Source organism: Pseudomonas palmensis (assembly GCF_049942755.1).
Classification (GTDB): Bacteria; Pseudomonadota; Gammaproteobacteria; order Pseudomonadales; family Pseudomonadaceae; genus Aquipseudomonas; species Aquipseudomonas palmensis.
Genome location: NZ_CP187958.1, coordinates 3,603,103 through 3,620,748, shown reverse-complemented (window position 1 = coordinate 3,620,748; position 17,646 = coordinate 3,603,103). Strand labels below are relative to the sequence as shown.

The 17,646-nt window shown below is 64.2% G+C and carries 16 protein-coding genes; 6 read left to right on the top strand and 10 right to left on the bottom strand.

What is annotated here, in order from left to right; translation table 11 throughout:
- Positions 1 to 28 precede the first annotated feature (28 nt).
- Positions 29 to 787, top strand: coding sequence for an SDR family NAD(P)-dependent oxidoreductase (locus tag ACPRTJ_RS16735; RefSeq protein ID WP_426427128.1), 759 nt, complete (start codon positions 29 to 31; stop codon positions 785 to 787).
- Between the two features lie 4 nt (positions 788 to 791).
- Here the strand turns inward: ACPRTJ_RS16735 and ACPRTJ_RS16730 are convergent, their stop codons facing one another.
- The 7 genes from ACPRTJ_RS16730 to ACPRTJ_RS16700 all read right to left on the bottom strand — a co-directional run bounded on the left by ACPRTJ_RS16730 (position 792) and on the right by ACPRTJ_RS16700 (position 5,369).
- Positions 792 to 1,211: a DMP19 family protein gene (locus tag ACPRTJ_RS16730; protein WP_116052147.1), complete on the bottom strand. Its 420-nt coding sequence runs from the start codon at positions 1,209 to 1,211 to the stop codon at positions 792 to 794.
- A gap of 53 nt (positions 1,212 to 1,264) precedes the next feature.
- Positions 1,265 to 2,122 (bottom strand): efflux RND transporter periplasmic adaptor subunit, encoded by an 858-nt coding sequence (locus ACPRTJ_RS16725; protein ID WP_043862597.1) that lies wholly within the window; start codon positions 2,120 to 2,122, stop codon positions 1,265 to 1,267.
- 11 nt (positions 2,123 to 2,133) lie between these two features.
- Positions 2,134 to 2,340: a DUF1656 domain-containing protein gene (locus tag ACPRTJ_RS16720; protein WP_043862598.1), complete on the bottom strand. Its 207-nt coding sequence runs from the start codon at positions 2,338 to 2,340 to the stop codon at positions 2,134 to 2,136.
- Entirely contained in the window at positions 2,327 to 4,315 is a 1,989-nt protein-coding gene (locus ACPRTJ_RS16715) for an FUSC family protein (RefSeq protein WP_253086732.1), read from the bottom strand. Before ACPRTJ_RS16715 ends, ACPRTJ_RS16720 begins: the two co-directional genes overlap by 14 nt.
- Before the next feature lie 242 nt (positions 4,316 to 4,557).
- Positions 4,558 to 4,674, bottom strand: a complete 117-nt coding sequence (gene ccoM / locus ACPRTJ_RS16710; RefSeq protein WP_043862641.1) for a cytochrome c oxidase subunit CcoM — start codon at positions 4,672 to 4,674, stop codon at positions 4,558 to 4,560.
- 133 nt (positions 4,675 to 4,807) lie between these two features.
- A complete protein-coding gene (locus ACPRTJ_RS16705) occupies positions 4,808 to 4,969 on the bottom strand; it encodes a hypothetical protein (protein WP_088513942.1) in 162 nt (53 codons plus the stop codon).
- Positions 4,970 to 5,039: 70 nt separating this feature from the next.
- The gene (locus ACPRTJ_RS16700; RefSeq protein ID WP_043862600.1) at positions 5,040 to 5,369 is read right to left on the bottom strand and encodes a hypothetical protein; all 330 of its coding nucleotides are present in this window, start codon (positions 5,367 to 5,369) and stop codon (positions 5,040 to 5,042) included.
- Between the two features lie 151 nt (positions 5,370 to 5,520).
- On the opposite strand from ACPRTJ_RS16700, the gene ACPRTJ_RS16695 reads away from it, so the two are divergent.
- Positions 5,521 to 6,135, top strand: coding sequence for a decarboxylase (locus ACPRTJ_RS16695; protein WP_100633623.1), 615 nt, complete (start codon positions 5,521 to 5,523; stop codon positions 6,133 to 6,135).
- 6 nt (positions 6,136 to 6,141) lie between these two features.
- Here the strand turns inward: ACPRTJ_RS16695 and ACPRTJ_RS16690 are convergent, their stop codons facing one another.
- Positions 6,142 to 6,840, bottom strand: a complete 699-nt coding sequence (locus tag ACPRTJ_RS16690) for a M949_RS01915 family surface polysaccharide biosynthesis protein (RefSeq protein ID WP_058540983.1) — start codon at positions 6,838 to 6,840, stop codon at positions 6,142 to 6,144.
- A gap of 116 nt (positions 6,841 to 6,956) precedes the next feature.
- On the opposite strand from ACPRTJ_RS16690, the gene rapA reads away from it, so the two are divergent.
- Together rapA and ACPRTJ_RS16680 are read left to right on the top strand one after the other, a co-directional pair.
- Positions 6,957 to 9,803, top strand: coding sequence for an RNA polymerase-associated protein RapA (rapA, locus tag ACPRTJ_RS16685; protein ID WP_054914722.1), 2,847 nt, complete (start codon positions 6,957 to 6,959; stop codon positions 9,801 to 9,803).
- A 214-nt stretch (positions 9,804 to 10,017) separates the two neighbouring features.
- On the top strand, positions 10,018 to 12,270 hold the full coding sequence (locus ACPRTJ_RS16680; RefSeq protein ID WP_426427127.1) for a putative bifunctional diguanylate cyclase/phosphodiesterase: 2,253 nt from the start codon (positions 10,018 to 10,020) through the stop codon (positions 12,268 to 12,270).
- Here the strand turns inward: ACPRTJ_RS16680 and ACPRTJ_RS16675 are convergent.
- Complete coding sequence (locus tag ACPRTJ_RS16675) at positions 12,170 to 13,057, bottom strand: NAD(P)-dependent oxidoreductase (protein ID WP_043862605.1); 888 nt, start codon at positions 13,055 to 13,057, stop codon at positions 12,170 to 12,172. The genes ACPRTJ_RS16680 and ACPRTJ_RS16675 overlap by 101 nt on opposite strands.
- A gap of 198 nt (positions 13,058 to 13,255) precedes the next feature.
- On the opposite strand from ACPRTJ_RS16675, the gene ACPRTJ_RS16670 reads away from it, so the two are divergent.
- Positions 13,256 to 15,442, top strand: a complete 2,187-nt coding sequence (locus ACPRTJ_RS16670) for a hypothetical protein (RefSeq protein ID WP_054914724.1) — start codon at positions 13,256 to 13,258, stop codon at positions 15,440 to 15,442.
- A gap of 204 nt (positions 15,443 to 15,646) precedes the next feature.
- Here the strand turns inward: ACPRTJ_RS16670 and ACPRTJ_RS16665 are convergent, their stop codons facing one another.
- The gene (locus ACPRTJ_RS16665; protein WP_043862607.1) at positions 15,647 to 15,952 is read right to left on the bottom strand and encodes a DUF2288 domain-containing protein; all 306 of its coding nucleotides are present in this window, start codon (positions 15,950 to 15,952) and stop codon (positions 15,647 to 15,649) included.
- Positions 15,953 to 16,307: 355 nt separating this feature from the next.
- On the opposite strand from ACPRTJ_RS16665, the gene ACPRTJ_RS16660 reads away from it, so the two are divergent.
- Complete coding sequence (locus ACPRTJ_RS16660; RefSeq protein WP_043862608.1) at positions 16,308 to 17,426, top strand: branched-chain amino acid ABC transporter substrate-binding protein; 1,119 nt, start codon at positions 16,308 to 16,310, stop codon at positions 17,424 to 17,426.
- Positions 17,427 to 17,646: the final 220 nt, after the last annotated feature.

Genomic DNA, 17,646 nt, shown 5'->3' with positions numbered 1-17,646 from the left:
CGACTTCAGCCACCCCGAGGAACCGACCATGACCCGCAAGATCGCACTGATTACCGGCGCCAGCCGTGGCCTGGGCAGGAACACCGCGTTGCACCTGGCAGCCCAGGGCATCGACATCATCGGCACCTACCACAGCAAGGCCGACGAGGCCCACGCGCTGGTGGCCGAGCTTGAGCAAAAAGGCGTGCGCGCCACCATGTTGCAACTGGACGTGAGCAACAGCGCCAGCTTCGAGGCGTTCGCCGCCACCCTCGATGACACCTTGCAGCGTACCTTCGGCCGTCGGCAGTTCGACTTTCTGGTGAACAACGCCGGCATCGGCATCAACGCAAGCTTCAGCGAAACCACCGAAGCGCAGTTCGATACCCTGCTCAACATCCAGCTCAAGGGCCCGTTCTTTCTCACCCAGCGGCTGCTGCCGCTGCTTGCCGACCAGGGCCGCATCGTCAACATTTCCACCGGGCTGACCCGCTTCGCCCTGCCCGGCTTTGCCGCCTACGCGGCGATGAAGGGGGCGATGGAGGTGCTGACCCGCTACCAGGCCAAGGAGCTCGGTGCGCGTGGCATTCGCGTGAACATCCTGGTCCCCGGTGCCATCGAGACCGACTTTGGTGGCGGTGTGGTGCGCGACAATGACCAGGTGAACGGCTTTATCGCCAGCAACACCGCCCTGGGCCGCGTCGGCCTGCCGGATGATATCGGCGCGGCGGTGGCTGTGCTGCTCGGCGACGGTGGCAGCTGGATCAACGGCCAGCGGGTGGAGGTATCGGGCGGGATGTTCCTCTGAAACCTCAGAGGTGCCTGTACAGCTCGGTGAGGCGGTCCAGTGCGGCCTGCACGAAGTCCTCGGGCAGGTTCTGGATCAATCGCGACGGGGCCTCGAACAGGTCCTCGCCGTGCGCTGCCTCAAGCGCCTCGAGCACTTCCATGCGCGCGTCACGACGCTCGGGGTAGTGCGGGCCGAACAGCGCCAGGGCATCACCGAACGCCTTGGCAGTGACCGGCATGTGCAGGGCATGCAGGCCGCGCAAGGCGATCAGGGCCTGGTCGCCGGCACTGTTCCAGAAATACTGGTCCAGCCGCCCGTTCATGGTTTCGGCCTCCAGCCACCACAGCGCGATGGCTTCCTGCTCCTGCGCCAGCAAGGTGTCGAAACCGTGACCCCAGCGTGCTTCGAGTTGCGCCCAGGTGGGGCTGTTGGTGATGCTCATGTACGTTCCCTCGCCCACGTGCCGAATCGATGGGCGCGATTATAGGCGCCGCCTCAGTCCTCGCGCACCTGCACGCTGGCGGTCATGCCTGCACTGAGGTTGACCCCCGCCGGCACCTCGTCGAGCCGGATGCGTACCGGAATGCGCTGGGCCAGGCGCACCCAGTTGAAGGTCGGCTCCACTTCGGCCAGCAACTGGCTGTCGGGGGTGGCGTTGCGATCGGTGATGCCGCGGCTGATGCTCTGCACATGGCCCTGCATCGGCTCGCCGGCGCTCATCAGCCACACCTTGACCGGCGCACCGACCTTGATGCGCGGCAGCTTGGTTTCTTCGAAATAGGCCTGCACATAGAAGGTCGAGTCGTCCACCAGCGCCATCACCGGCTGCCCGGCATTCACATAATTGCCCTCGGCCAGGCGCAGGTTGGTGATGTGCCCGTCCCGCGGTGCCTTGACCTGGCTGCGCGCCAGGTTGAGCGCGGCCACCTTGACCTCGGCCAATGCCTGGCGCAGCTCGCCACGGGCCACGGCGGCGTTGATCTGGGCATTTTCGCGCAGCTCGGCGCTGATCGCCTGCGGGCCCAGTGCAGCGCGGCGCGAGGCCTCGTGTTCGCGCAGGCGCAGTTGCTGCTGGCGGGTCTCGGCCACGGCATTGGCTTTTTCCAGCGCGGCCTCGAAGCGGTCCTTGTCGATGGACATCAGCAAATCCCCCGCCTTGACCTCCTGGTTGTCGTGCACCTTGAGCTCGCGCACCCAGCCCGACACATCCGGGGCGACGATCACCACGTCGGCGCGGATCTTCGCGTCGCGGGTCCAGGGGGTGAGCATGTAGTAGCGCCACAGTTCGAGGCCGGCGAACACCGCCACCACCACCAGGCACAGGGTTACGGCAACACGCACATAGGTACGCATGGTCAAACTCCTTACAGGGGCCCCAGTACGCGGGTGACCAGGGCCAGAATACAAACGAACAGTGCAGTGTCGAACAGGGCTTCATGCCACACCCAGCGCCCCAGCGGGGTCAGACGCAGCAGCAGCCGCACCGCGAAGGTCAGCAGCAGCGCCAGCACCGCATAGATCAGAAACGGGCTGAGCAGTACCCCGCCCATTGCCCACTCACGCAACCCCATGGAGTTCCTCCTGTCGCCGGCACCATTTGGCCCAGCTGTGTCGAAGTTGCAGTACCGCGCCCACGGCAAGACGTAGCGGGTCGCTGTCGGGGCGTTGCTGCAACGCCGCGATGAAGGCTTCGCTGGCAGCATCCAGGCGCTGCCCGCGCCCGGCACCCGGGCCCTGTGCCAGCACGTTTTCCAGCTGCTGGAAATACGCACGCTGCGCCGCGTCCGGTGGCACCTGGGCCACCGCCAGGCACATGCGCAGGTGCAGCAGTTCGTCGCCGATGTCCAGCCCGTGCAGGCCATCGTCCCAGTGGCCGCGCTCCTGCTCGGGCAGCGCGGTGTAATGGCGCGCCAGCTGCAGCAGGCGGTCGGCCATGCGCCCGCCAAACCAGGTTTCGGCGCCGCGCAGGTCGCGCCGGGTCAGGCGTACCAGGTCGTTCTGGGTGGCGGCGCGCAGGCGCCGGCCGTGCCATGCGGGGTTGCGCAACACCAGCAGCTTGAACGCCAGCACCGCTGCGCCCACCCCCAGCAGCATGGCCTGGGCACTGTTGAGAAAGTTGGCCACATCGAACGTCATGGTATTGAGCGGTGCCACCAGCACGATGAAGTGCAGGCAGTACGAAGTGGCTGTGGCGCCGATTTTCGGGTTGGCCATGCCCAGCGCGCCCAGGAACAGCGGCACCCCCATGCCCATGCACAGCAAGGCAAAACCGCTCCACTGCGGCAGCAGGATCTGCCCGACGAAGAACGCCACGGGCACCGCCAGCAGGATGCCGCGCAAAAAACTCATGCCGATCTGCGCGCCGTTCTCGCGACTGGCGAACAGGCTGCACACCACGCAGGTGAGCACCAGGCCGCCGGGCGCCGCCGACCAGGCGGTGGCCAGCCAGAAGCTGGCCATGGCCAGGAACGCCAGCGCACTGCGCGAGCCGAACAGCAGTGCCAGCGGCACGTCGCGGTGCACCGCCAGGCTGTCGGGCAGGTCGACCGGTGCCTTGCCCTCCTCCACCGCGCGCAGGGCCAGGGTCGCCGCCATGGCGTTGTCCAGCAGCAAGGTAAGACGCGCCAGGCAGTAATGCTGCGCGGGGCTGTTGTGCTCGTCATGGGCGGCATCCCACACGCGCTGGCGCAGCACCAGCAGTGCGGCCTGATCGGGCTCGGCCAGGGCGGCCTGCACCTCGCTCAACCACGGGGCCATGTGCTGCGCCTGTTCGTCGTCGAGCTGGCGCCACTGACGGCGTACAGAACGGGCGATGCGCAACAGGATCAGCAGCTTCTGGCTGAGCCCGCGAATCGCCCGGGCACGCTGGCGACCCAGGCTGCCTTCGAACCAGGCGTGTTCGCGCTGGGCATCCACCGCGACGATGCGCCCCAGAATCTCCAGAAGGCCCTTGCGCCCCTGCTCCTCGCCGGTCAGGGTCGCACTGGCCGCCTGCAGGCCGCTTTGCCAGGCCTGGCGAGCCTGCCCGCTGAGCTGCTGCTCAACCCGCATCGGCCAGAGCAAGGCGCTGACCAAGGTGGCGCAGATGATGCCCAGGCTGATCTCGGTGCAGCGTGCCACCGCCTGGTCGAACACCAGCAGCGGGTGATTGATGGCCGGCAAGGCGATGATCGCCACGGTGTAACCGGCCAGCACGAAGGAATACGCCCAGGCGCTGCGCAGCAGGGTCGAGCAGGCCGTGCACAGCGCCAGCCACAGGGCCAGCGCCAGCAGAAACAGCCACGGCGTCTGGGCGAACAGGCCCATGAACACAACTGACATGATCGTCCCGACCAGCGTGCCGAACAGCCGTGCCAGGCCCTTCTGCAGCACCATGCCCGACAGCGGCTGGGCCACGATGAAAGCCGTCATCAACGCCCAGGCCGGTTGTTCCAGCCCCCAGCGCAACGCCAGCCAAAGCGCCAACCCGCCGCCAAGCAGGGTTTTCACGGCAAATTGCACAGCGAGTCGGTTGGGCGCCAGCAGGGCCTGCAGAGTGATGGGCACGGATCGAACCTTGGGAAGCGATGAAGTAAAGATAGACACAGATACGCGGGAAAGGTCAGATGCGAATTATTAGCTAGCTAACTACTTATAGTCCAGAATTTTTCTGTCTTCCCGCGCCGGCAAGGCCGTGCCTACAGGGCCCATCCCGGCAGGCCCCGGTACTGCCACCCCAAATTCCAGGCAAAAAAAATGGGCAACCGAAGTTGCCCTAAATGCCTTGCGTGCTCGTGTATCGGAAAGGATCAGCCCTGCTTGCGCTTGTTCGAGTCCTTCCAGATGAAAATACCCAGGCCTGCGAAAAACAGCAGCATCAGGCCGACTGTCACAACGCCAGCGATAACCACATTATCGAAGAACATATCGGCCTCCATTCGCCTGCACCTGTCTGATGGGGTAACAGTAGCGAATGGGGCGGGAGAGGAAATTGACCGAGGTCAATGGCGCCCATCAACGGACGCGCGAGGCGGGTGCAGGGTTGACCTGCATCAAGAATCAGCGCTTCTTCGGCTTGCCCTTGGGCTTTTTCTTGCCCTTGCCCAGGGGCATTGCCTGCTCGAACGCCTGACGCACTTCGTTCAGGCGCTTTTCCTTGAGGTCGTGCACGCGACGGGCGCGCTCGGCGCCGAAATCGATCAGGTTGTCGTCTTGGCTCATGTTCAGGCTCGTGGAACGGACTGCGGAAGTCGCCATGATGAGGGCTCGCGCCCGCACTGAACAGCCCCGCTCAGACTTCGATGTCCACCAGCAGGCCCTGGCGCGGCTGTTCGCCCATCAACGGCGCCACCGGCACGGTGTTGTCGGCGTTGACCTCGTCGCCCGGCAGGGCCTGGTACAGCTCTTCGTCCGGGGCCTTGCGGCGTTTGCCCTGGCGGCGGCGCTGCTCGTCACGCAGCAGTACCCCCGACTCCTGCGGGTCGCGCTTCTTGAAATCGATATTGCTGTCGGTGGCGCTGGGCTGGGCCGGCACCACGGGGGCGATGGTCGGCGGCTGCTTGACCGGGTCGTGTTGCGTGGTGACCGGGGCGGCACTGAGGGGAATGATGGGCGGCAGCATGGTTGTTGTTCTCCTGTCGCCAATGTGTCGGCTGCCAAACGGCAGCCTTGAGCGCCGATGGCAAAAGTGTGGCACCCGTCACAGCCAGGGGTGTGCCTGAGTATAGTACGCTGCGCTTCCCGTTTTTCGCCCTATAAGGCAGGAGCCTACGATGCGTATCCCCTATCGCCTCCTGGCGAGTATCGGCCTGGCCACGGCCGGCCTTGCGGCCATGGCCGACCCGGCCCCGGTGCTGTTCGGTGGCTGGCGCAACCTCGCCACGGCGGCCGATGCCGGGTATATCGAAGAGAACATGGCATTTGCCATGCTGCCGGCAGTGGTTGCCCGCGGCACGCGCATGGCCGTGCTGGACGAGCAGCGCAAGCAGACCGTGTGTTGCCTGGAGGTGGTCAGCGTGCCGCTTGAAGACAGCCTGCTGCGCCACCGTTTCGACCTGCCGGGCGTCTGGGTGAGCGACCTGCGCAATGACTGGAACATCGACCACCGGCCCTACCTGCCCGAGGTGTTCGCCCTGCAACGACGCGACGCCCTGGTCGACTATCACTTCGATGAAAATGGCTACGGCCACCTGGGGGGCCTGCTCGTCCCGGCCGATGCGCGAATCACACCCCAGGGCACGCTGCACACCGGTGGCCAGACGTTCACCGTCGACATCGATACCCAGCCGATGGCCAACGACAACGGCTCGATGAGCCGGTACACCCTGACTGACACACGCAACCCGCAGCACCGCTATACGGTGGAAGTCCCCGTCGCCACCTACTGACGTGCCCTACTGATCGGGGTCGTCATCGTCCGGTTCGGGCGCCGCTTCGCTCCACGGGCGCTTGAGCACGCTGTTCCAGACCTTCTCCAGGTGTTCGCGCAGCACCGGCGGTGCGTCCTTGAGGGTGGGGCCGTCTTCGCGTTCACCACCAAAGGCATCCTCGCCTTCCGGGGCGATCAACGACTGGCCGTTGATCACGTAGCTGGCGGCCCCTTCGCGCAGTTCCACATGCAGGTCCTGCGGGTCGACACCGCCGCCGCAAAAGGAATGGCTGGCAACGGTCAGTTCGGCCACACCATCGTTGTTCAGGTCGCTGGCGCCGCTGACGTCGGTATAGAAGCCCACGTCCAGGTCCAGCCCCGGGCAGGTGGTTTCATTCTCGATGGTCCAGCGCGCCTTGTAGGTTTGGGCGTCGTGGCTGCGGCCATACAGGGTGGCGGTGAGCACCACCCGGTCGACCTCCTGCTGGGTTTCCTCGTCGCTGACCTGGTCGTCCAGACGGCTGAGCACCAGCACCGCCTCGCCATCGCGGTCGCGAAAGTGCACGTTCTGCACCGGCACCTGCACGCCCAGCGCCGCCAGCGCCGGGGGCTCCAGTGGTGGCAGCAGTTCGAAACCCTGCTGGTCGCAGGCGCCGAGCGAGGCCAGGCTGGCCAGTACGATGCAGTGGCGTAACGGGAGGGACAGCAGAGGGTGTCGGAGCATGGGTCGAGGCCTGTGGTGGCAAAGACGGCTTTCGTCGATGAAATCGCCAGACGCTTTGGTCTGTGCAGCCCTATCCGTTAAGATAGTCGCCTTTTGAATGGCGGGAGTCAGGCAGTATGGCGCAGCAGTATCAACCGGGGCAACGCTGGATCAGCGACAGCGAAGCCGAGCTGGGTCTAGGGACCGTTCTGGCACAGGACGGCCGCTTGTTGACCGTGCTCTACCCGGCCACTGGCGACACCCGCCAGTACTCCCTGCGCAATGCGCCCCTGACCCGCGTGCGTTTCTCGCCGGGCGACCAGATCACCCACTTCGAAGGCTGGAAGCTGACCGTGCGCGAAGTCGAGGTCATCGACGGCCTGATGGTCTACCACGGCCTCGATGCCCAGAACCAGGCCTGCACCCTGCCTGAAACCCAGCTGTCGAACTTCATCCAGTTCCGCCTGGCCAGCGACCGCCTGTTCGCCGGGCAGATCGACCCGCTGGCGTGGTTCTCGCTGCGCTACAACACCCTGGAACACACCAGCCGCCAGTTGCAGTCGTCGCTGTGGGGCCTGGGCGGCACCCGTGCCCAGCCGATCGCCCACCAGTTGCACATTGCCCGCGAAGTGGCCGACCGTATCGCCCCGCGCGTACTGCTGGCCGACGAAGTGGGCCTGGGCAAGACCATCGAAGCCGGCCTGGTGATCCATCGCCAGCTGCTCACGGGTCGCGCCAGCCGCGTGCTGATCCTGGTGCCGGAGAACCTGCAGCACCAGTGGCTGGTGGAAATGCGCCGCCGTTTCAACCTGCAGGTGGCACTGTTCGACGCCGAGCGCTTCATCGAAAGCGATGCCAGCAACCCGTTCGAGGATGCGCAACTGGCGCTGGTGGCGCTGGAGTGGCTGACCGAGGATGAAAAGGCCCAGGACGCGCTGTTCGCCGCCGGCTGGGACCTGCTGGTGGTCGACGAGGCGCACCACCTGGTGTGGCACGAAGACCAGGTCAGCCCGGAGTACGCGCTGGTCGAGCAACTGGCCGAGGTCATCCCCGGCGTACTGCTGCTGACCGCCACCCCCGAGCAACTGGGCCAGGACAGCCACTTCGCACGCCTGCGCCTGCTCGACCCCAACCGTTTCCACGACCTGGCCGCGTTCCGCGCCGAGAGCGACAACTATCGCCCGGTGGCCGAGGCGGTGCAGGAGCTGCTCGATGAAGGCCGCCTGTCGCCCAAGGCCCACGCCACCATCCAGGGCTTCCTGGGTGCCGAAGGCGAGGCGCTGCTGGCCGCAGTCAACGATGGCGACACCCAGGCCAGCGCACGCCTGATCCGCGAGCTGCTGGACCGCCACGGCACCGGCCGCGTGCTGTTTCGCAACACCCGCGCTGCGGTGCAGGGCTTCCCGCAGCGCCAGCTGCACGCCTACCCGCTGCCGTGCCCCGACGAGTACATGGAACTGCCGGTGGGCGAGCATGCCGACCTGTACCCGGAAGTCAGCTTCCAGGCCCAGGGCGACAGCGACGAAGAGAGCCGCTGGTGGCGCTTCGACCCACGGGTCGAATGGCTGATCGACACCCTCAAGATGCTCAAGCGGGTCAAGGTGCTGGTGATCTGCGCCCACGCCGAAACCGCGATGGACCTGGAAGACGCCCTGCGCGTGCGCTCGGGCATTCCGGCCACGGTGTTCCATGAGGGCATGAGCATCCTGGAGCGCGACCGCGCCGCCGCCTACTTTGCCGACGAAGAGTTCGGCGCGCAGGTGCTGATCTGCTCGGAAATCGGCAGCGAAGGCCGCAACTTCCAGTTCGCCCACCACCTGGTGCTGTTCGACCTGCCGGCCCACCCCGACCTGCTGGAACAGCGCATCGGCCGCCTGGACCGTATCGGCCAGAAGCACACCATCGAGCTGCATGTGCCGCACCTGCAGAACAGCCCGCAGGAGCGCCTGTTCCAGTGGTATCACCAGGCACTCAATGCCTTCCTCAATACCTGCCCTACCGGCAACGCCCTGCAGCACCAGTTCGGCCCGCGCCTGCTGCCGCTGCTGGAAAGCGGCGACGACGGCGAATGGGAAGCGCTGGTCAACGAAGCCTGCGCCGAGCGCCAGCGCCTGGAGTCGGAGCTGCACAGCGGCCGCGACCGCCTGCTGGAGCTCAACTCCGGTGGTGCCGGCGAAGGCCAGGCGCTGGTGGAGGCGATCCTCGAGCAGGACGACCAGTTCGCCCTGCCGATCTACATGGAAACCCTGTTCGACGCCTTCGGTATCGACAGCGAGGACCACTCGGAAAACGCCCTGATCCTCAAGCCGAGCGAGAAGATGCTCGACGCCAGCTTCCCGCTGGGCGACGACGAAGGCGTGACCATCACCTACGACCGCAACCAGGCGCTGTCGCGCGAGGACATGCAGTTCATCACCTGGGAACACCCCATGGTGCAGGGCGGCATGGACCTGGTGCTCAGCGGCTCGATGGGCAATACCGCGGTGGCGCTGATCAAGAACAAGGCGCTCAAGCCGGGCACCGTGCTGCTCGAACTGCTGTACGTCAGCGAAGTGGTCGCCCCGCGCGCCCTGCAACTGGGCCGCTACCTGCCGCCGGCAGCGCTGCGCTGCCTGCTCGACACCAACGGCAACGACCTGGCGGCGCGGGTGTCGTTTGAGACCCTCAACGACCAGCTCGAAAGCGTGCCCAAGGCCAGCGCCAACAAGTTCATCCAGGCCCAGCGCGATGTCCTGACCCCGCGCATCAATGCCGGCGAGGCCAAGATCATGCCGCGCCACGCCGAGCGTGTGGCCGAGGCGCAGCGCCGCCTGGCAGCCGAAACCGATGAAGAACTGGCGCGCCTGACCGCGTTGCAGGCGGTCAACCCGACCGTGCGCGACACCGAAATCCAGGCCTTGCGTGCGCAACGCGAGCAGGGCCTGGCGATGCTGGAGAAGGCCGCACTGCGCCTTGAGGCAATTCGGGTACTGGTCGCCGGCTGACCCACTGGCCGGCTCCTGCACGATCGATGCAGGAGCCGGCTTGCCGGCGAAGGGCGCGACCCGGTTTTAGAACCAAACGCTATCGCCCCAATCTCCAATCCATACAAGTCAATCTGCCATTAATCCCGATGGGTTAATGCTCTCTTCCTATACTCAGCCAAAACCGTCTCCACCCCGCTGGAGGCCGCGTGCACACCGGACCAAGAGGCATGCTATGGAGTGGCAGGGGCTGCATGTACTCGCCGAACTTCCCGCAACCGGACAATTGCTTCTCGATTGCCGGCACAACCCTTACCTGGTGGCACTTGCCTACCTGGTCGCCTGCGCGGGCAGTTTCGCCACCTTCGACATCATCGAACGCGTGGGCAATGCCGAGCACAGCGCCGCCCAACGTCAATGGCGCCTGCTCGGCACCTTCTGCCTGGCCTGCAGCGTGTGGGGCATGCACTTCATCGGCATGCTCGCCTTCCAGGCCCCCCTCGAGGTGCACTACGACCTGGCCCTGACGGCCGTATCGCTGCTGCTGATGCTGCTCGCCGCCTGGAGTGCGATGAACCTGCTCGGCACACCCCAGCCGCGCCTGCACCAGCATGTGCTGGCGGCCATCGCCATCGGCCTGGGCATCGGCGCCATGCATTACACCGGCATGGCAGCCATGCGCTCCAACGCCTCGCAGTTCTACCGCGCCGACCTGCTGGCAAGTTCGGTGGTGGTCGCCTTCGGCGTCAGCCTGCTGGCGTTGCTGCTGACCCGCTACCGCCCAGCCCACAGCAACTGGCCCAGGTACGTCGCCAGCCTGGTGATGGCCACCGGCATCATTGCTACCCATTTCACCGGCATGTGGGCCCTGACCCTGGTACTGCCCGTGGACGCGCCGCTGCAGTTGCCGATCACCGACAACAGCCTGCACCTGAGCCTGGCCATCGCCTTCGTCGCCCTGCTGATCAGCGCCAGTTGCATCAGCGCCGCCCTGTCGGACAAGAAGCTGCAGAGCAAGGAGCACGACCTGCGTCGGGTCAACATGCTGCTCAGCCAGCTGGACCAGGCACGGGTCTCGCTGCAACAGGCGGCGCACTACGATGCACTGACCAACCTGGTCAACCGTCGCGGTTTCAACCAGCTGTTCGCCGAGCGCCTGGCCGAACAGGCGGCCAGCGGCGGCATGCTGGCGGTGATGTTCCTGGACATCGACCACTTCAAGCGCATCAATGACAGCCTGGGCCATGACGCGGGGGACCAGTTGCTGCAGGTGATCGCCGCGCAGATCAAGAGCGCCACCCGCAGCCACGACGTGGTGGCCCGCTTCGGCGGCGACGAGTTCTGCATTCTGATCGGCCTGCACAACCGCGACGAGGCCCGCCACCTGGCGCAGCGCATCATGCACAAGGTCAAGGAACCGATCGACCTGAGCGGCCGGCGCATGGTGATGACCACCAGCATCGGCATCAGCGTGTTCCCCGACGATGGCGAAAGCTGCGACGAGCTGCTCAAGCACGCGGACCTGGCGCTGTATCAGTCCAAGGGCTGCGGGCGCAACAACCTGAACTTCTTCAGCAGCAACCTGAAAACCCGCGCCACCCTGGAGCTGCAACTGGAGGAGGAGCTGCGCGTGGCCCTGCTCGAAGAGCGCGGGCTGCGCATCCACTACCAGCCGATCTTCGACCTGGCCAGCGGCCAGGTGGCCAAGCTCGAAGCGCTGATCCGCTGGCAGCACCCGCAGCACGGCCTGCTCAGCCCCGACCGCTTCATCGGCATTGCCGAAGCCAACGGCCTGATCGGCGAGCTCGACCTGTGGGTGTTGCGCCGCGCCTGCCAGGACCTGGCGCAGTTGAGCCGCCATGGCTTCGACCAACTCAAGGTCACCGTCAACTGCTCGGCGCTGACCCTGGGCCGCGAAGAACTCGTCAGCGAAGTGGAAGATGCGCTGTTCAGCGCGGGGCTGCCGGCCTGGCGCCTGGAAATGGAGGTGACCGAAAACGCGCTGATGGGCAACATCCACAACACCATCGCCCTGCTCAAGCGTATCCGGGCCAAGGGCGTTTCACTCTCGATCGACGACTTCGGCACCGGCTACTCATCGCTGGCCTACCTCAAGCGCCTGCCGCTGGACACGCTGAAGATCGACCGCTCGTTCATCCAGGACATCCCCCACTCCGAGCAGGACATGGACATCGTGCAGGCCATCATCATCATGGCCCACACCCTGCACCTGAAGGTGGTGACCGAGGGAGTGGAAACCGTCGAGCAGTACCAGTTCCTGCGCCAGCAGGGCTGCGACTTTCTGCAGGGCTACCTGTTCAGCCGCCCGGTACCGATGGGCGAGCTGCACGCGGTGCTCGGCAGCCTCAACCAGTGCAGCGACCTGCCTATGGCTTGCGGCGAAACAGCTCGACCAGGGTTGCGGGATCCTTTTCCAGGTAACCCTGGCTGCCGTGCAAGCGCATCAGCTGCGCCGCCAGGCCGCTGATCGGGGTGGCCGAGCCCTGCTCGCGGGAAAACTTGACCGCCGTATCCAGGTCCTTGAGCAAGGTGCGCACGTGCCACTTCACCGGCTCGTAACGCTGCTCGGCCATTTGCGGGGCCAGGATCTGCAACGGCCTGGAATCGGCGAAACCGCCTGCCAGGGCTTCGGCGATCAGGCTGGCATCTACCCCTGACTGTTCGGCCAGGGCCACCACCTCGGCAATCACCAGTGCGTTACAGGCCACGATCATCTGGTTGCAGGCCTTGGTCACCTGCCCTGCCCCCACCGCACCCATGTGCGTGACCCGCTGCCCCAGCACCTGGAGCACCGGGCGCACCCGCTCAAGATCGGCCGCCTCGCCGCCGACCATGATCGCCAGGCTGCCGGCCTCGGCGCCCGGGGTGCCGCCCGACACCGGTGCATCCAGCCAGTGCATGCCGCAGGCCTGCCTCAGCTGTGCGGCCATTTGCCGCGTGGCGCCGGGCTCCAGGCTGGAAAAATCCACCAGCAGCTGCCCGGCCGCGCCGCCTGCGGCGATACCGTCGTCACCGAACACCACCTCGTGCACCACCTGGGTGTCGGCCAGGCACAGCATCACCACGTCCGCCGCCGCGCAGAGCTCTGCCGGGCTGTTCGCCTGGCTCGCCCCGGCGGCCACCAGTGGCGCGCACTTGTCCGATGAACGGTTCCACACGGTCAACGGAAAACCGGCCGCCAGCAGGCGCCGACACATGGGCAATCCCATCAGACCGATACCGGCGAACCCCAGCGAAGGTAGTGCAATGCTCATGACAGCTCCTGGCAAATTAAAGAAGTTGGCGATGCGGACGATTCAGTTCTCAGACGTGACAGGAAAACCCTTAGAGGGTTATAGGGCAGGACCCTATCGCTCACGCCAAAGGCGCACTGATACAGTCGCGAAACTTATCCCGTGATGGCTCGATGATATCGACTTTTACCAGCCGTCCACCCAGGCAAATGGCGCAAAATGACCTCAAAGAATACTTCTGCCACCGCGGTTTCCGAGCTGATGTCATCCTCCACCGCGCTCACCGCCCCGGCGCCTCGAGAATACTACAGCCCGCGCGCGGCTACGCCGCAGCAGTACCTGTATTACACCGAGACCGATATCCAGCGCATCCTGGACAACCTCGACGGCCTGCGCGACCTGGTGTTCCCGCCCAGTGTGCATGTCGAAGATGACACCCAGTTGCGCCTGGACCAGCAGTTCCCTTCGGTGTGCCTGATCGGCCTGGGTCGTTGCGGTTCGAACATTGCCCTGGATGTGGCGGAGCTGGTGTACAACGCCCGCACCTTCTACCTCAACGAATTCAACAACGAAGACCGCCACGCCGGCGAGCAGCCCTACAGCCCGGGCCGCTGGATCCGCAACAACCTGCGCCTGGTGCAGAACAAGGGCGCCAAGCCGGTGTTCCTGGTGGAACCGCTGGTGATGCTGGGCGACCTGGACAAGGACATCGCCGGGCGCATCCGTTTTTCGCGCAAGGGCGAGAAGAGCGGCTTTCTGCGCGACTACAGCAAGATGAAGATCATGGACCTGTCCGAGGTGCATGCGGGCGGCGCCGGCAACGCGCCGATCCTGGGCCAGTACCTGGCCAAGATCATCCTCAACAAGGAAACCCAGCGCTTCTCCAGTGCCGACTGGAAGCTGATCCACTCGTACCTGATCGACTCGTGCGGCATCAAGGCCAACCAGTCGCGCCTGTACTTCTACATCTTCAGCGCCGGTGGCGGTACCGGCTCGGGCATGGCTTCGGAGTTCGGCCTGGCCCAGCAGTTCTCGTACATGAACAAGACGTTCGACACCAAGCCGGCCGACGAGAACGACACCAAGAGCGGGCACTCCTTCGTCTTCGAGCCGATCTTCACCAGCGGCATCTGCGTGCTGCCGAACATCTCCGATCACCGCAGCGAGATGTCCGAGGCACTGCACATCAACGCCGGCCGCCTGCTGTGCAAGTACCTGTCGGAGGAATGGGACTTCTCGTACAACTTCGACAACGAGGACAGCAGCGAAGCCAGCGTGATGGGGCGTATCCGTCCGTGGAACGCGATGATGCTGATCTCCAACGACATCATGCGCTATGCCGAGGAGAACGATGACGGCAACATCCAGGACATTGACGTCAATGCCATGGAGAAGCACGCCAACCAGTACATCTCGCAGCAGATCTTCAACATCCTCACCGCCCAGGCGGTGACCACCGACTACGACCAGAACTACTTCCGGCGCGCGGGCATCGACATCGGCGAGACCATCCGCCTGGATGCCAACGACCTGTTCATGAGCCTGGCCGGCCCGGTGGCCATCGCCTACGCCGAATCGGTAGTGCCCGAGCAGCCGACACCAGGCAACGACAAGTTCAAGGTGTTCGAGAAAGAGAAGCCGCAGCTCAACATCGACGACCTGTTCTTCCGCTCCATCGACCTGCCGCACTTCAACAAGGTGACCCAGGCGATCGAGGGCATCAGCCTGCTGCCGATCGAGTCCAAGCGCTATCGCGCGGCCCTGGAGCAGTACAAGACCTCCGGCTACGACGCCGCGGCGCTGCATGACCTGCACTTCTTCAAGAACTGCTCGTCGGTGGTGTCGATCGTGTCCCTGCCCAAGGACTACAAGCTCTCGTACATGGACCTGAACCGGCTCAAGACCCACCTCAACAGCCTGTTCCCCAACACCACGCTCAAGCGCTACGCGCTGGTGATCGGCGCCTCGGCCAACCTGTCGCTGACCACCCTGATCGCCAAGAGCCCGTGCCTGTCGGACGACTTCCTGACCCTGATCGTGGCGTTCATCAAGCGCTGTTTCGCGCGCACCCCGTACCGTTTCGACGACACGCTGGACAACGCCATCCTCGACTTCATCACCCGTGAGGAGTTCGACGAGGACCGTATCGACGACCTGCTCAACGAGTTCGAGAACCCGGCCAAGATCCTCGATACCAACTGGTACGCGATCAAGCCGATGTACGAGAAGAAGTACCGCGAGCTGATCAACGACAAGAGCAAGTTCGTGTCGATCAACGATATCCGCCTGTCACGCGAGTGCGTGAAGAAGGCGGTGAAGTACCTGCGCGAGATCTACCGTCACCGCATCGGCAAGACGCGGGTGATTTCGCTCAACAGCCATACGGGCAAGACAGACTACGAGTAATCTGCGCGGCGGCTTTGCGGCCATCGCGGGTCAAGCCCGCTCCCACCAAGGTCTCCACCAACCTGTGGGAGCGGGCTTGACCCGCGATGAGGCAAGAACTGTTACCGCGTTTTTTGAACCCCTGCCCCACTGTTACCAACAACCACCCCGCCTGAACGCCCTCGCGCACCAAAATCTTCCGGCTGTTCGTTTTTGCGCACCAGATCAGGGCGCGGACTTTTTCTGAATCACGATAAACGGCGAAACCACCACTGCCCAGATCGGCGCAATCGTGTGCGAAAGGTCTAGCGCCTGCTCGGCAGTCACCGGCACGACCGTGCCATCATTTCGCCATTTTTCCACGGTTTCACTGCGGTTTTCGGCCATTGCCGACGCCACCTCGATCAGGTCCAGCGACGGGTCGACCCAAATCAGGTCACCCTTGGCCCAAAAACGCTCCAGCGCTTTCCACTCGATGATTGCAGTCTCGCCGAGCAATTTGGCATAGAGGGTGCTTGGTTGATCTGTCATGGGTTCCTACCAGAAATAATTCGACCACTGAAAGGTCGCTATTTTTGCAGAAAAACCCAGTTTCAAATAAGTAATTGATCGACAAGGCCATGAAGATCACGCCCCGCCGCAGCATGCTGGCAAATTGGCGGCGCCTTTATGTAACTTTCTGTCGATTAGGCGACACCCCCGGATTTTGCCCCGAAAAGCCCGCTTTTCAATCGATCAAGCGGCGCTCTACACTGTACCGGTACAGTTGCCAGGGCATTTTGCGGGGGAACACGGGAAAGGCGGGACGGCGTGGCCGTCACGGTATCCCGGTCCGTAGCCCTGGGCACCAGGACTATAAAAATTACAACAGAATGAGTGGAGCACTATGAGTAAGCAGATTTCCAAGCTGTTCGCCGCAATGGTTCTGGCCGGGGTTGCCAGCCATGCAGTTGCCGCCGATACCATCAAGATCGGCATCGCCGGCCCGAAGACCGGTCCGGTTACTCAATACGGTGACATGCAGTTCATCGGTGCAAAACAGGCCATCAAGGACATCAACGCCAAGGGCGGCGTTGACGGCAAGATGCTCGAAGCCAAGGAATACGACGACGCCTGCGACCCTAAACAGGCCGTGGCAGTCGCCAACAAAGTGGTCAACGATGGCGTCAAGTTCGTGGTCGGCCACCTGTGCTCCAGCTCCACTCAACCAGCGTCCGACATCTATGAAGATGAAGGCGTGATCATGATCACCCCGGCTGCCACCAGCCCGGAAATCACCTCCCGCGGCTACAAGCTGATCTTCCGTACCATCGGCCTGGACAGCGCCCAGGGCCCGGCCGCCGGCAACTACATCGCCGACCACGTCAAGCCCAAGGTGGTTGCGGTACTGCACGACAAGCAGCAGTACGGTGAAGGCATCGCCACCGCGGTCAAGCAGACCCTGGAAGGCAAAGGCACCAAGGTTGCCGTGTTCGAAGGCCTGAACGCCGGCGACAAGGACTTCTCCTCGATCATCCAGAAGCTCAAGCAAGCCAACGTCGACTTCGTGTACTACGGCGGCTACCACCCAGAGCTGGGCCTGATCCTGCGCCAGGCTCAGGAAAAAGGCCTGAAGGCCAAGTTCATGGGCCCAGAGGGCGTTGGCAACGACTCGATCTCGCAGATCGCCCAGGGCGCTTCCGAAGGCCTGCTGGTAACCCTGCCCAAGTCGTTCGACGCCGACCCTGCGAACAAGGCCATCGTCGACGCCATCAAGGCTGACGGCAAGGACCCGAGCGGTCCGTTCGTGTTCCCGGCCTACTCGGCGGTGGAACTGATCGCCGAAGGCATCAAGGCGGCCAAGAGCGAAGACACCGACAAGGTCGCACAGGCCCTGCACACCGGCACCTTCAAGACCCCTACCGGCGACTTGTCCTATGACAAGAACGGCGACCTGAAGGACTTCAAGTTCGTCGTCTACGAATGGCATTTCGGCAAACCTAAAACCGAAGTTTCCCCTCAGTAATCCCGTCACTCCATGACTACAAGCCCACTGTGCGAGCAGTGGGCTTTGTTTTACGAGGTTCATGGGCCTGATTCCCGCGATCCGGGAGCAGGTTCACCTGAAAATCTTAAAACCGTCACCAGCGGTTCGCTGGCAGTGCCCGTGCGAAGTGGCCTCAGACCACAAGCCGGGACGGGCGCAAGCCCACCAGTGAAATGCGTATCGGGTTTTTAGGAGCGCT

What these genes read in the sequence shown, in the direction of transcription:
- ACPRTJ_RS16720 (WP_043862598.1), bottom strand. Translation starts at nt 2,340, where the DNA reads ATGGGGTTGCGTGAGTGGGCAATGGGCGGGGTACTGCTCAGCCCGTTT.
- ACPRTJ_RS16690 (WP_058540983.1), bottom strand. Translation starts at nt 6,840, where the DNA reads ATGCTCCGACACCCTCTGCTGTCCCTCCCGTTACGCCACTGCATCGTA.
- ACPRTJ_RS16680 (WP_426427127.1), top strand. Translation starts at nt 10,018, where the DNA reads ATGGAGTGGCAGGGGCTGCATGTACTCGCCGAACTTCCCGCAACCGGA.
- ACPRTJ_RS16725 (WP_043862597.1), bottom strand. Translation starts at nt 2,122, where the DNA reads ATGCGTACCTATGTGCGTGTTGCCGTAACCCTGTGCCTGGTGGTGGTG.
- ACPRTJ_RS16670 (WP_054914724.1), top strand. Translation starts at nt 13,256, where the DNA reads ATGACCTCAAAGAATACTTCTGCCACCGCGGTTTCCGAGCTGATGTCA.
- ACPRTJ_RS16705 (WP_088513942.1), bottom strand. Translation starts at nt 4,969, where the DNA reads ATGAGCCAAGACGACAACCTGATCGATTTCGGCGCCGAGCGCGCCCGT.
- ACPRTJ_RS16735 (WP_426427128.1), top strand. Translation starts at nt 29, where the DNA reads ATGACCCGCAAGATCGCACTGATTACCGGCGCCAGCCGTGGCCTGGGC.
- rapA (WP_054914722.1), top strand. Translation starts at nt 6,957, where the DNA reads ATGGCGCAGCAGTATCAACCGGGGCAACGCTGGATCAGCGACAGCGAA.
- ACPRTJ_RS16660 (WP_043862608.1), top strand. Translation starts at nt 16,308, where the DNA reads ATGAGTAAGCAGATTTCCAAGCTGTTCGCCGCAATGGTTCTGGCCGGG.
- ACPRTJ_RS16665 (WP_043862607.1), bottom strand. Translation starts at nt 15,952, where the DNA reads ATGACAGATCAACCAAGCACCCTCTATGCCAAATTGCTCGGCGAGACT.
- ACPRTJ_RS16730 (WP_116052147.1), bottom strand. Translation starts at nt 1,211, where the DNA reads ATGAGCATCACCAACAGCCCCACCTGGGCGCAACTCGAAGCACGCTGG.
- ACPRTJ_RS16695 (WP_100633623.1), top strand. Translation starts at nt 5,521, where the DNA reads ATGCGTATCCCCTATCGCCTCCTGGCGAGTATCGGCCTGGCCACGGCC.
- ACPRTJ_RS16675 (WP_043862605.1), bottom strand. Translation starts at nt 13,057, where the DNA reads ATGAGCATTGCACTACCTTCGCTGGGGTTCGCCGGTATCGGTCTGATG.
- ACPRTJ_RS16700 (WP_043862600.1), bottom strand. Translation starts at nt 5,369, where the DNA reads ATGCTGCCGCCCATCATTCCCCTCAGTGCCGCCCCGGTCACCACGCAA.
- ccoM (WP_043862641.1), bottom strand. Translation starts at nt 4,674, where the DNA reads ATGTTCTTCGATAATGTGGTTATCGCTGGCGTTGTGACAGTCGGCCTG.